The organism is Sphingomonas phyllosphaerae, assembly GCF_036946485.1.
Lineage (GTDB): Bacteria > Pseudomonadota > Alphaproteobacteria > Sphingomonadales > Sphingomonadaceae > Sphingomonas > Sphingomonas phyllosphaerae_E.
The window spans coordinates 509,484-521,729 of sequence record NZ_JAQIJA010000005.1 but is presented as its reverse complement, the minus strand read 5'-3'; the positions used below and the strand labels follow the sequence as shown (position 1 = coordinate 521,729).

Here is a 12,246-nt window from a genome sequence, read left to right as displayed (position 1 = left end):
CGCCGCGTTCGCCCCCGTAATGAACATCGACCTTTCCTCGACCGATCTCTGGCGATCCTTCCGGCGTGACTGGTGGGGCCAGATGAAGGCCGCCTACACCGCCTCGAACGACGACAATCTCGGGCTGATCGCGGCCGGCGCGGCCTTCTACATCATCTCGTCGATCGCCCCGATCCTCGCGGTCACGGTCTTCACCTACGGCCTGTTCGCCGATCCGGTGACCGTACAGGAGGACATCCGCGCGCTGTTCGTCTCGCTGCCCGGCGACGTCGCGACGCTGATCGGGCAGCAGCTCGACATCGTCACGTCGGGCTCGCAGGGGCGCAAGGGGCTCGGGCTGATCGTCGCGCTCGTTATCGCGCTCTACGGCGGCAGCAAGGCCGCGACCGCGATGATGACCGCGCTTGATGTCGCCTATGAGGTCAAGGACAAGCGCAACTTCATCGTCTGGACGCTGACCTCGTTCGCGATCGTGCTCGGCGGGATCCTGCTGATCTTCCTCGGCATCGCCGCCAGTGCGGTGGTGGCGTTCATCGGCACGCTGATCCCGTGGTTTCCGGGCATCGTGCTCGCGCTGATCCGCATCGCGACCTATGCGCTGCTCGCGACGATCGTCATCACCGGCGCGTCGCTGCTGTTCCGGTTCGGGCCGTATCGCCACGGCGCGCGGCTGCGCTGGGCGACGCCGGGGACGGTCACCGCGACGGCGGTGTGGCTGCTCGCGACCACCGGCTTCAGCATCTACGTGGCGAATTTCGGCAATTACGGCGCGACCTACGGCTCGCTCGGCGCGATCATCGTCGCGCTGACCTGGCTGTGGTTGAGCGTCTACGCGTTCCTGCTCGGCGCCGCGCTCGACGTGCAGGCGTATCGCGGCCGCGCGGCGGAAAGCGTTGCTGCGGCACCGGCGACCGCCTAGGCATTGCATCTACGAACAAGGGGGTAGGCGTGATCGAGACCGAAACCGTGCCGCAGCGGGGTCCGCTCGCGCTCAACATCCTCGACACGCTGGTGCACCGCATCGGCAAGGACGAACAGGCGGCGCGTCCGCACGACTGGCTGGCGGCGACGATCTTCACCGTCCGCAACGAGATCATCGAACGCTGGATGTTGTCCACCAAGGCCGCGCACGCCGCCGGGGCGAAGCGCGTCTATTACCTCAGCCTCGAATTCCTGATCGGCCGGCTGCTGCGCGACACGCTCGCCAATCTGTCGGCGCGCGACGAGGTGGCGAGCGCATTGCGCGAACTCGGTGTCGACCTCGCCGCGCTCGAGGAGATCGAGCCCGATGCCGCGCTCGGCAACGGCGGGCTCGGGCGGTTGGCGGCGTGCTTCATGGAGAGCCTCGCGACGCTCGACCTGCCCGCCTATGGCTATGGCATCCGCTATGTGAACGGCATGTTCCGGCAGCGGATCGACGACGGCTGGCAGGTCGAGCTGCCGGAGACGTGGCTGCAATACGGCAACCCGTGGGAATTCCGCCGCCGCGAGAGCGCCTACGTGATCGGGTTCGGCGGCGAGGTCCACGGCGATGAAAGCGGCACGGTGACATGGAAGCCGGGCGAGAAGGTTGAGGCGATGGCGGTCGACACGCCCGTCGTCGGCTGGCGCGGGCGGCGCGTCAACACGCTGCGGCTGTGGACGGCACGCAGCCTCGATCCCTTCAAGCTCGACGCGTTCAACCAGGGCGATTTCGCCGGTGCGATGGCCGACCAGCTCCGCGCCGAGACCTTGGTCCGCGTCCTCTATCCCAATGACTCGACGGCGGCGGGGCAGGAGCTGCGGCTGCGGCAGGAATATTTCTTCTCCTCCGCCTCGATCCAGGACATCGTCCGCCGCCACGTCCAGTATTTCGGCGACATCCGCACGCTGCCGACGCGCGCCGCGATCCAGCTCAACGACACGCACCCGGCGGTGTCGGTCGCCGAGCTGATGCGGCTGCTGCTCGACGAACACGGTCTCGCGTTCGACGAAGCGTGGGAGATCACGCAGGCGACGTTCGGCTATACCAACCACACCTTGCTGCCCGAGGCGCTGGAGAGCTGGCCGCTGCCGCTGTTCGAGCGATTGCTGCCGCGGCACATGCAATTGGTCTATGCGATCAACGCCAAACTGCTCCGCGCCGCGCGCAAGGCGGAGGGGATGGACGACCGTGCGATCGCCGCGATCAGCCTGATCGACGAGGGCGGCGAGCGGCGCGTCCGCATGGCCAACCTCGCCTTCGCGGGTTCGCACAGCGTCAACGGCGTGGCGGCGCTGCACACCGGGTTGATGAAAACGACGGTGTTCGCCGATATCCACCATCTCTACCCCGATCGGATCAACAACAAGACTAACGGCATCACGCCGCGCCGCTGGTTGCAGGAGTGCAATCCGGGGCTGACATCGCTGATCCGCGAGGCGATCGGCGACGGCTTCATGGACGATGCCGGGAAGCTGACCGCGCTCGCCCCCTTTGCGGAGGACGCCTCGTTCCGTGAGCGGTTCGCGGCGGTCAAGCGCGCGAACAAGGCCGCGCTGTCGGACTATCTGCGCACCGAGATGGGTGTGCGGCTCGATCCGTCGGCGATCTTCGACGTGCAGATCAAGCGGATCCACGAATACAAGCGCCAGTTGCTCAACATCATCGAGACGGTCGCGCTCTACGACCAGATCCGCAGCCACCCCGAGCGCGACTGGACGCCGCGCGTCAAGCTGTTCGCGGGCAAGGCGGCGTCGAGCTATCACCAGGCCAAGCTCATCATCAAGCTGGCCGGCGACGTCGCGCGGCGCGTCAATGCCGATCCGTCGATCGGCGGGTTGCTCAAGGTCGCGTTCGTGCCCAATTACAATGTCAGCCTCGCCGAGCGGATGGTGCCGGCCGCCGACCTGTCCGAGCAGATCTCGACCGCCGGGATGGAGGCGTCGGGCACCGGCAACATGAAGTTCGCGCTCAACGGTGCCTTGACGATCGGCACACTCGACGGCGCGAACGTCGAGATCCGCGATCACGTCGGCGCGGAGAATATCGTGATCTTCGGCCTGACCGCCGACGAGGTCGCGGCCAAGCGTGCCGGTGGCTACAATCCCCGAGAAGTCATCGAAAATTCGGCGGAACTCGCGCAGGCGGTGAACGCGATCGCCTCCGGAGTGTTTTCACCAGATGACCACGACCGCTACCGCGACCTCATGAACGGCCTGTACGACCATGACTGGTTCATGGTGGCGGCCGATTTCGATGCCTATGCCGCCGCGCAACGCGACGTCGATGCGCGCTGGGCGGATCGTGACGGCTGGAGCCGCAGCGCGATCCGTAACGTTGCGAACATGGGCTGGTTCTCCTCGGACCGGACGATCGGCGACTATGCACGCGAGATCTGGGGCGTGAAGTGAAGCCGCCCGCCGCCGCGATCGACGCGCTGCTGGACGGCACCAACGAGGACCCCTTTGCGCTGCTCGGCCCGCATCGCGGCCCCGAAGGCACGTTCGCGCGCGTCTGGATACCGGGGGCGGACACCGCCGTCGCGCATACGCTGACCGGCGAGACGCTCGGGGCGCTGAAGCGCGTTGACGATCGCGGGCTGTTCGAAGGGGTGATCGACGGCGATCCGCAGCCGCTGCGCTATGTCGCGCAGGGCGGGGGCGCGGAATGGTGGGTGACCGATCCGTACAGCTTCGGTCCGGTGCTTGGTCCCACCGACGATTTCCTGATGAACGAGGGCACGCATTTTCGCCTTCACGACAAAATGGGCGCGCATTTGATCGTGCACGAGGGCGCGGAGGGCGTGCATTTCGCGGTCTGGGCGCCGAATGCGCGGCGTGTGGCCGTCGTCGGTGACTTCAACGATTGGGATTTGCGCCGTCACGGGATGCGTCGGCGCAGCGATACGGGGGTCTGGGAGCTGTTCCTGCCCGACATCGGCGCGGGCCGGGCCTATAAATATGCGCTCACCGGCCCCGATGGCGCGCTCCAGCCGCTCAAGGCCGACCCTTATGCCTTCGCCGCCGAGTTGCGCCCGAAGACCGCCTCACTGACCACCGCGCCGATGCACCACGAATGGGGCGACGCCGCGCATCGCGAGGCATGGGCATCGGTCGATCCGCGCCGCGCGCCGATCAGCATCTACGAGGTCCATGCCGGCAGCTGGCAGCGTGACGAGAATGGCTGGTTCCTGACCTGGGACCAGCTTGCCGAGCGGCTGATCCCGTACGCCGTGTCGATGGGCTTCACGCACATCGAGTTCATGCCGATCTCGGAACATCCCTATGATCCGAGCTGGGGCTATCAGACCACCGGCCTCTATGCGCCGAGTGCACGGTTCGGCGATCACGAGGGGTTCGCACGCTTCGTCGACGGCGCGCACCGCGCCGGGCTCGGCGTGCTGCTCGACTGGGTGCCCGCGCATTTCCCGACCGACGCGCATGGGCTCGCACGCTTCGACGGCACCGCGCTGTACGAGCATGAAGACCCGCGGCTCGGCTATCACCCCGACTGGAACACCGCGATCTACAATTTCGGGCGGCGCGAGGTGTCGGCGTTCCTCGTCAACAATGCGCTGTTCTGGGCCGAGCGCTATCATGTCGACGGCTTGCGCGTCGATGCGGTCGCCTCGATGCTGTACCGCGATTATTCGCGCAAGGACGGCGAGTGGATCGCCAACCGCGAGGGCGGACGCGAGAATTGGGAAGCGGTCGACTTCATGCGCGCCGCCAACCGCGCGCTCTACGCCCGCCACCCCGGCGTGTTCACCGTCGCCGAAGAGTCGACCAGCTGGCCCGGCGTCTCCGCCCCCGCTTACGACGAGGCCCCCCGCACCGCGCTCGGCTTCGGGTTCAAGTGGAACATGGGCTGGATGCACGACACGCTGAAGTACATGGCGCGCGAGCCGATCCACCGGAAGCATCATCACGACGCGATCACCTTCGGGCTGGTCTATGCCTTCGACGAGAATTTCGTGCTGCCGATCAGCCATGACGAGGTCGTGCATGGCAAGGGATCGATGCTGACCAAGATGCCGGGCGACGATTGGCAGAAGTTCGCCAATCTCCGCACGTATTATGCGATGATGTGGGGCTATCCCGGCAAGAAGCTGCTGTTCATGGGGCAGGAGTTCGCGCAGCGCGCCGAATGGAGCGAGGAGCGCTCGCTCGACTGGGACCTGCTCCACTCGCACGCGCACGACGGCGTCCGCAAGCTGGTCCGCGACCTCAACCGCCTCTATCGCGAGAAGCGCGCGCTCCATGCCCGCGATTGCGAGCGCGACGGCTTCCGCTGGCTGGTGCAGGACGATGCCGAGAATTCGGTGTTCGTCTGGCTACGCAGCGCACCGGGCGCCGCGCCGATCGCGGTGATCGTCAACATGACCCCGGTGGCGCGGATGCCGTATCGCGTGCCGTTGCCGCATGACGGTCGCTGGCGCGAGGTGCTCAATTCCGACGCGCACGATTATTGGGGCTCGGGGCTGGGCAATCTGGGCGGGGTGATCGCGAGCGGCGGTCATGCGGAGGTGACGCTGCCGCCGCTGGCGACGGTGATGCTCGAATGGGAACCGGAGGCGTGACCCCGGCTCAGACGATCCGGCCGACGAGCGCGAAGATCGCGCCCCAGGCGAGCAGCGACGGGATGAGCGCACAGGCGACGCCACGGATCAGACCGTCGGCGGAACGGGGTTGGCAGGCGGGGTGCATCGGCGATCCTCTCGATAGTCGAATTGTTCTGACTACGCACACACTCACGTTACCCGCGTCTTTTGGCGTCAGGACCGTGACAACATGGTTAACGCGTGATGAACGACAAGTAAAGATGCAGGGAAGGAGAGCCTGACGTGGACGAACGCAAAGGTCAGCCGCTGGCGCGCGACGCCATGGCCTATGTCCTCGCCGGGGGCAGGGGCAGCCGCTTGAAGGAATTAACCGATACGCGTGCGAAACCAGCTGTCTACTTCGGTGGTAAGAGCCGCATCATCGACTTCGCTTTGTCGAACGCGATCAATTCGGGTATTCGCCGCATCGGCGTTGCGACGCAGTACAAGGCGCATTCATTGATCCGCCACCTTCAGCGTGGCTGGAACTTCTTGCGTCCCGAACGAAATGAGAGCTTCGACATTCTGCCAGCGTCGCAGCGGATCAGCGAATTTCAATGGTACGAAGGGACCGCCGACGCGGTCTATCAGAACATCGACATCATCGCCGAGAGCGCGCCGGAGTTCATGGTCATCCTCGCCGGCGACCATATCTACAAGATGGACTATGAGATCATGCTGCGGCAGCACTGCGACAGCGGTGCCGACGTCACGGTCGCGTGCATGGAAGTCCCGCGGATGGAGGCGGTCGCGTTCGGCGTCATGCACGTCGACGGAAACGACCGGATCGTCGATTTCGTCGAAAAGCCCGCCGACCCGCCGTCGATCCCCGGCCAGCCCGATGTCGCGCTCGCCAGCCTCGGCATCTACGTCTTCAACACGAAGCTGCTGATCGAGGAATTGCGCCGCGATGCCGCGACCGAAGGCTCGTCGCGCGACTTCGGCAAGGACATCATCCCCTATCTGGTCAAGCACGGCCATGCGCACGCACACCGCTTCTCGGCGAGCTGCGTCCGCTCGCCCGAGGAGCCCGCCGCCTATTGGCGCGACGTCGGGACGGTCGACGCTTATTGGGAAGCGAACATCGACCTGACCGATGTCGTCCCGCAGCTCGACCTCTACGATCGCGAGTGGCCGCTGTGGACCTATTCGGAGCTGACCCCGCCCGCCAAGTTCGTCCACGACATCGACGGACGGCGCGGGCAGGCGGTGTCGAGCCTCGTCGCCGGGGACACGATCATCTCCGGCTCGAACGTCCACCGCAGCCTCATCTCGACGGGCGTGCGCACCCACAGTTACTCGTCGCTCGATGAAGCGGTGGTGCTGCCCTATTGCAAGATCGGTCGCAACGCGCGGTTGAGCAAGGTGGTGCTCGATCGCGGCGTCATCATCCCCGACGGGCTGGTCGTCGGCGAGGACCCGGTGCTCGACGGGCACCGCTTCCGCCGCACCGACAAGGGCGTGTGCCTCATCACCCAGCCGATGATCGACCGGCTGGAGCTGTGACGGCATGACGATCTCGGTCCTGTCGGTCGCCTCCGAAGCCTATCCGCTCGTCAAGACCGGCGGGCTCGGCGACGTGGTCGGCGCGCTGCCGGCGGCGCTGATGCCGCATGACGTCAACGTCGTCACGCTCGTCCCCGGCTATCCGCGGGTCATGGCGGCAGTCCAGGGATCGGCGGCGCTCCACGACTGGCCGGACCTGATCGGCGCACCGGCACGGCTGCTGTCGGGCACGATCGCCGGGCACAAATTGCTGGTGCTCGACGCGCCCGGCTACTTCGCGCGCGAGGGCGGTCCGTATGGCGATCCGTCGGGGCGCGACTGGGACGACAATTGGCGGCGCTTTGCCGCCTTCGGGCGCGCGGCGGCCGATCTCGCCTCGGGCGCGGTCAAGGGCTTCCGCTTCGACGTGCTCCACGCGCACGACTGGCAGTCGGGACTCGCGCCGGCCTATCTGCGCTTCGCCCCGGCGGGCGGGCGCTGCGCGCGGTCGGTGATGACGATCCACAACATCGCCTTTCAGGGGCGCTATGACGGCGGCATTTTTGGCTCGCTGGCGCTGCCCGACCGCGCCTTCGCGGTCGACGGCGTCGAATATTATGGCGGGGTCGGCTATTTGAAGGCCGGGCTGGAGGCCGCCGACGCGATCACCACCGTCAGCCCGACCTATGCCGCCGAAATCCTGCGTCCCGAGTTCGGCATGGGGCTGGAAGGCCTGATCCGCGCACGCCGCGAGCGGGTGTCGGGGATCGTCAACGGCATCGATCCGGCGGTGTGGAATCCGGCGTCCGACGAAGCGCTGCCCGAACGCTATGACGCCGGCGACCTGGCGCTGCGCACGATCAACAAGCGTGCGCTGGAACAGGCCTTCGCGCTCGAACCCGGCGACGGGCCGCTGTTCTGCGTCGTGTCGCGGCTGACGTGGCAGAAGGGCATGGACGTGCTCGCCGACACGCTCGACGCGCTGGTCGCGGGCGGCGGACGGCTGGCGCTGCTCGGGTCGGGTGACGCGTGGCTCGAACATGCCTTTCAGGAGGCGGCCGCGCGGCATCCCGGCCGGATCGGGGTACGGATCGGCTATGACGAGGCGCTGTCGCACCTGCTGCAGGGCGGGGCGGACGTGATCCTGATCCCGTCGCGGTTCGAGCCCTGCGGGCTGACCCAGCTATATGGCCTCGCCTATGGCTGCGTGCCGGTCGTCGCGCGCACCGGCGGGCTGGCCGACACGGTGATCCACGCCAATGAAGCGGCGCTCGACGCTGGCGTGGCGACCGGCATCCAGTTCGACGCCGTCACGCACGAGTCACTGGCGCAGGCCATTGCGCTTGCGTTACGGCTATTTGCCACGCCCGATCGCTGGGCCTCGATCCAGCGCGCGGGCATGGCGGCGGACTTCTCCTGGGCGACCAGCGGACGCCGCTATGCCGATCTCTACCGGGAGCTGCTGTCCGCATGATCCGTACCGTCACGACCACGCCCTTCACCGACCAGAAGCCCGGCACCTCCGGGCTGCGCAAGAAGGTGAAGGTGTTCCAGCAGCCCAATTATGCCGAGAACTTCATCCAGTCGGTCTTCGACGTGGTCGAGGGCAAGCAGGGCGCGACGCTGGTGATCGGCGGCGACGGGCGCTACCTCAATCGCGAGGTGATCCAGACCGCGATCCGCATGGCGGCGGCGGCGGGCTTCGCGCGCGTCGTGGTCGGGCAGGGCGGCATCCTCTCGACCCCGGCCGCGTCGAACGTGATCCGCAAGCGCGGCGCGCTCGGCGGGCTCGTGCTGTCGGCGAGCCACAATCCCGGCGGGCCGGACGAGGATTTCGGGATCAAGTACAATGTGTCGAACGGCGGCCCCGCGCCCGAGAAGGTGACCGAGGCGATCCATGCGCGCACGCTGTCGATCGCGGAATGGCACGCCGCCGACACCGCCGATGTCGATCTCGACACGCCCGGCGAGACGCAGGTCGAGGGACTGACGGTCGAGGTGATCGACCCGGTCGCCGACTATGCCGAACTGATGGAGACGCTGTTCGACTTCGACGCGATCCGCGCCGCGAAGCTGACGATGGCGTTCGACGCGATGAGCGCGGTGACCGGGCCGTATGCGACCGAGATCCTTGAGAAAAGGCTCGGCTTCGCGCCGGGCACGGTGCGCAACGGCACGCCGCTGGAGGATTTCGGCGGGCATCACCCCGATCCCAATCTGGTCCACGCGCACGAACTCTACGAGACGATGATGGCGGCGGACGCGCCCGATTTCGGTGCGGCGTCGGACGGCGACGGCGACCGCAACCTCATCATCGGGCGCGGGCGCTTCGTGACGCCGTCGGACAGCCTCGCGATGCTCGCCGCCAACGCGCATCTCGCGCCCGGCTATGCCGGCGGGTTGAAGGGCATCGCGCGCTCGATGCCGACCAGCGCCGCGGCGGATCGCGTCGCCGGGAAGCTCGGCATTCCGTCGTTCGAGACGCCGACCGGCTGGAAGTTCTTCGGCAATTTGCTCGACGCCGGCATGGCGACGATCTGCGGCGAGGAAAGCGCCGGCACCGGCAGCGATCACGTCCGCGAGAAGGACGGGCTGTGGGCGGTGCTGCTGTGGCTCAACATCCTCGCGGCGACCGGCAAGAGCGTCGACCGGATCGCGCGCGATCACTGGGCGGAATATGGCCGCAACTACTACGCCCGGCACGATTACGAGGGCGTCGACAGCGCCGCTGCCGACACGCTGATGGCGGAATTGCGCGGCAAGCTCGACACGCTGCCGGGCACGTCGTTCGACGCGCTGACCGTCGCGGCGGCGGACGACTTCGCCTATGAGGACCCGACCGACGGGTCCGTCAGCCGCAACCAGGGCGTGCGCGTGCTGTTCGAAGGCGGCAGCCGCGTCGTGTTCCGCCTGTCCGGCACCGGGACGAGCGGCGCGACGCTGCGCGTCTATCTCGAACGCTACGAGCCGGTCGGCGGCGACCTTGATGCCGAGACCGGCGCGATGCTCGCCGGGATCGTCGCCGCGGCCGAGGCGATCGCCGGCATCCGCGCGCATACCGGACGCGAGCAGCCCGACGTCGTGACGTGACCGCGACGATCGTCGCGGGCGGCGTCGACTTCACCGTCCGCGCGCCGCGCGCGGGGGCGGTCTGGCTGTGCCTGTTCGACGGCGACACCGAGCGCCGCATCGCGATGGCGCGTGTCGGTGACTACTGGCACGCGCAGGTCGCCGGGGCGGGGGCGGGGACGCGCTACGGCTTCCGCATCGATGCGGATTCCGCCAAGCTGCTGGTCGATCCGCATGCGGTGACGCTCGACCGGCGCTTCGTCTACGACCCGCATCTGCGCGAGCCGCGTATGGACACCGCAGCGCTGGTCCCCAAGGCGATCGTCACCGCGCCGCTCGCGCCGCTCGACCTGCCGCCGCTGTTCCGCGCCGGCGGGCTGATCTACGAGATCAACGTCCGCGCCTTCACGATGCGCCACCCCGACGTCCCGGCGGCGCAGCGCGGGACGATCGCCGCGCTCGCGCACCCGGCGGTGATCGCACACCTCCAGCGGATCGGCGTCGCGGCGGTCGAGCTGATGCCGATCGTCGCCTGGATCGACGAGCGGCATCTGCCGCCGCTCGGGCTCGGCAACGGCTGGGGCTACAACCCGGTCGTGCCGATGGCGCTCGATCCGCGGCTCGCCCCCGGCGGCATCGCCGAGCTGCGCGCGACCGTCGCGGCGTTGCGCGCGGCGGGGATCGGCACGCTCCTCGACCTCGTGTTCAATCATACTGGCGAAAGCGACCTGCTCGGCCCGACGCTGGCGCTGCGCGGGCTGGATGACGCCGCTTATGCGCGCGCGCCCGACGGAATGCTCATCAACGACGCGGGCACCGGCAACACGCTCGACTTCGCCAACCCGGCGGCGCGCGCGCTGACGCTGGACACGCTGCGCCACTTCGTCACGCAGGCCGGGGTCGACGGCTTCCGCTTCGACCTCGCCACCGTCATGGCGCGCGGTCCGGGCTTCGACCCCGCCGCGCCGATCTTCGCCGAGATCGCCGCCGACCCCGTGCTGCGCGACCGCGTGTTGATCGCCGAGCCGTGGGATATCGGTCCCGGCGGCTATCAGCTGGGAAACTTTCCCGACGACTGGCTCGAATGGAACGATCGCTATCGCGACGACGTCCGCCGTTTCTGGCGCCGCGATGGCGGCGCGGGGGCGCTCGCGACGCGGCTGATGGGATCGAGCGACATTTTCGGCGATCGCACGCGCGGGGTCAGCTTCGTCGCCGCGCATGACGGCCTCACGCTCGCCGACACCGTCGCCTTCGCCACCCGCCATAACCACGCCAATGGCGAGGACAATCGCGACGGCCATGCCGGCGAGATCGCGTGGAACAACGGCGTCGAGGGCAAGAGCGACGACCCCGCGGTACGCGCCGCGCGCGACGCCGACGTGCGCGCGCTGCTCGCGACCCTGTTCGCAACGCGCGGGACGATCATGCTGACGGCGGGCGACGAGTTCGGCCGCACGCAAGGCGGCAACAACAACGGCTATGCGCAGGATGAGCTGCTGTGGCTCGACTGGGAGGGCCGCGACCGCGCGCGCGAATCGTTCGTCGCCGATCTGGCGCGGCGGCGCGCGGCGTGCGCGTCGCTCGCCGACGCGGCGGTCGCGCACGATGCGACATGGTTACGGCTCGACGGTCAGCCGATGCGCGATGCCGACTGGCACGACGCGCCCGGCTTCATCCTGCGCTTGCGCGACGCGACGATCACCGTCGACCGTACCGCGCGCAGCGTCACGCTGACGGATCAGGCGCAGATCGCATAAGGCGCGGCGTTGGCGGTCGCATCGACCAGATCGCGCAACTCCTTGCTGTTTAACGGCTTCATGAACTCGCAGCCGAAGACGTGATCGTCGACCCATGCGATCCGCGCATGGCGTTCCGCACCCCCCGGCAGCGTCAGCTTCAGCAGCGTGCCTGCCGCCAGCGACATGCCGGCGCGCGCACGCAGTCCCGCTGCCGAGGCGTCGAGGATTTCGATCGAAATCGCCAGCCGCGCCAGCCCGCGACATTCGGCCGGAAGACGCGGCTCCCGACGGTTGTCGATCTGCGGTTTGGATGCCATGGCCCCTTCTCACTTCTTCTGTCCTGCCCGCGATCTACGGAGCGAGGAGTAAAGAAGCGGTAACCACCTATG

General features: G+C 67.9%; 8 protein-coding genes. 7 read left to right on the top strand and 1 reads right to left on the bottom strand.

Going from position 1 to position 12,246, the window contains the following annotated elements:
* Positions 1-19 precede the first annotated feature (19 nt).
* The 7 genes from PGN16_RS11045 (at position 20) to PGN16_RS11015 (ending at position 11,875) form a co-directional block, all read left to right on the top strand.
* Complete coding sequence (locus tag PGN16_RS11045; RefSeq protein WP_335309448.1) at positions 20-919, top strand: YihY/virulence factor BrkB family protein; 900 nt, start codon at positions 20-22, stop codon at positions 917-919.
* 32 nt (positions 920-951) lie between these two features.
* On the top strand, positions 952-3,372 hold the full coding sequence (locus PGN16_RS11040) for a glycogen/starch/alpha-glucan phosphorylase (RefSeq protein ID WP_443019659.1): 2,421 nt from the start codon (positions 952-954) through the stop codon (positions 3,370-3,372).
* Entirely contained in the window at positions 3,369-5,540 is a 2,172-nt protein-coding gene (gene glgB / locus PGN16_RS11035) for a 1,4-alpha-glucan branching protein GlgB (protein ID WP_335309446.1), read from the top strand. Before PGN16_RS11040 ends, glgB begins: the two co-directional genes overlap by 4 nt.
* A gap of 264 nt (positions 5,541-5,804) precedes the next feature.
* Positions 5,805-7,067, top strand: coding sequence for a glucose-1-phosphate adenylyltransferase (glgC, locus tag PGN16_RS11030; protein ID WP_184035998.1), 1,263 nt, complete (start codon positions 5,805-5,807; stop codon positions 7,065-7,067).
* Positions 7,068-7,071: 4 nt separating this feature from the next.
* Complete coding sequence (gene glgA, locus PGN16_RS11025) at positions 7,072-8,520, top strand: glycogen synthase GlgA (protein WP_335309445.1); 1,449 nt, start codon at positions 7,072-7,074, stop codon at positions 8,518-8,520.
* On the top strand, positions 8,517-10,136 hold the full coding sequence (locus tag PGN16_RS11020) for an alpha-D-glucose phosphate-specific phosphoglucomutase (protein ID WP_335309444.1): 1,620 nt from the start codon (positions 8,517-8,519) through the stop codon (positions 10,134-10,136). The genes glgA and PGN16_RS11020 overlap by 4 nt, the downstream gene beginning before the upstream one ends.
* Entirely contained in the window at positions 10,133-11,875 is a 1,743-nt protein-coding gene (locus PGN16_RS11015) for a glycogen debranching protein (protein WP_335309443.1), read from the top strand. Before PGN16_RS11020 ends, PGN16_RS11015 begins: the two co-directional genes overlap by 4 nt.
* Here PGN16_RS11015 and PGN16_RS11010 read toward each other — a convergent pair.
* A complete protein-coding gene (locus PGN16_RS11010) occupies positions 11,857-12,174 on the bottom strand; it encodes a hypothetical protein (RefSeq protein ID WP_335309442.1) in 318 nt (105 codons plus the stop codon). The two genes, PGN16_RS11015 and PGN16_RS11010, sit on opposite strands and share 19 nt — an antisense overlap.
* Between the last annotated feature and the right edge of the window lie 72 nt (positions 12,175-12,246).

Bases quoted from the DNA above. Each gene is read 5' to 3' on its own strand.
- PGN16_RS11045 (WP_335309448.1), top strand. From the start codon at position 20: ATGAACATCGACCTTTCCTCGACCGATCTCTGGCGATCCTTCCGGCGT.
- glgA (WP_335309445.1), top strand. From the start codon at position 7,072: ATGACGATCTCGGTCCTGTCGGTCGCCTCCGAAGCCTATCCGCTCGTC.
- PGN16_RS11020 (WP_335309444.1), top strand. From the start codon at position 8,517: ATGATCCGTACCGTCACGACCACGCCCTTCACCGACCAGAAGCCCGGC.
- PGN16_RS11010 (WP_335309442.1), bottom strand. From the start codon at position 12,174: ATGGCATCCAAACCGCAGATCGACAACCGTCGGGAGCCGCGTCTTCCG.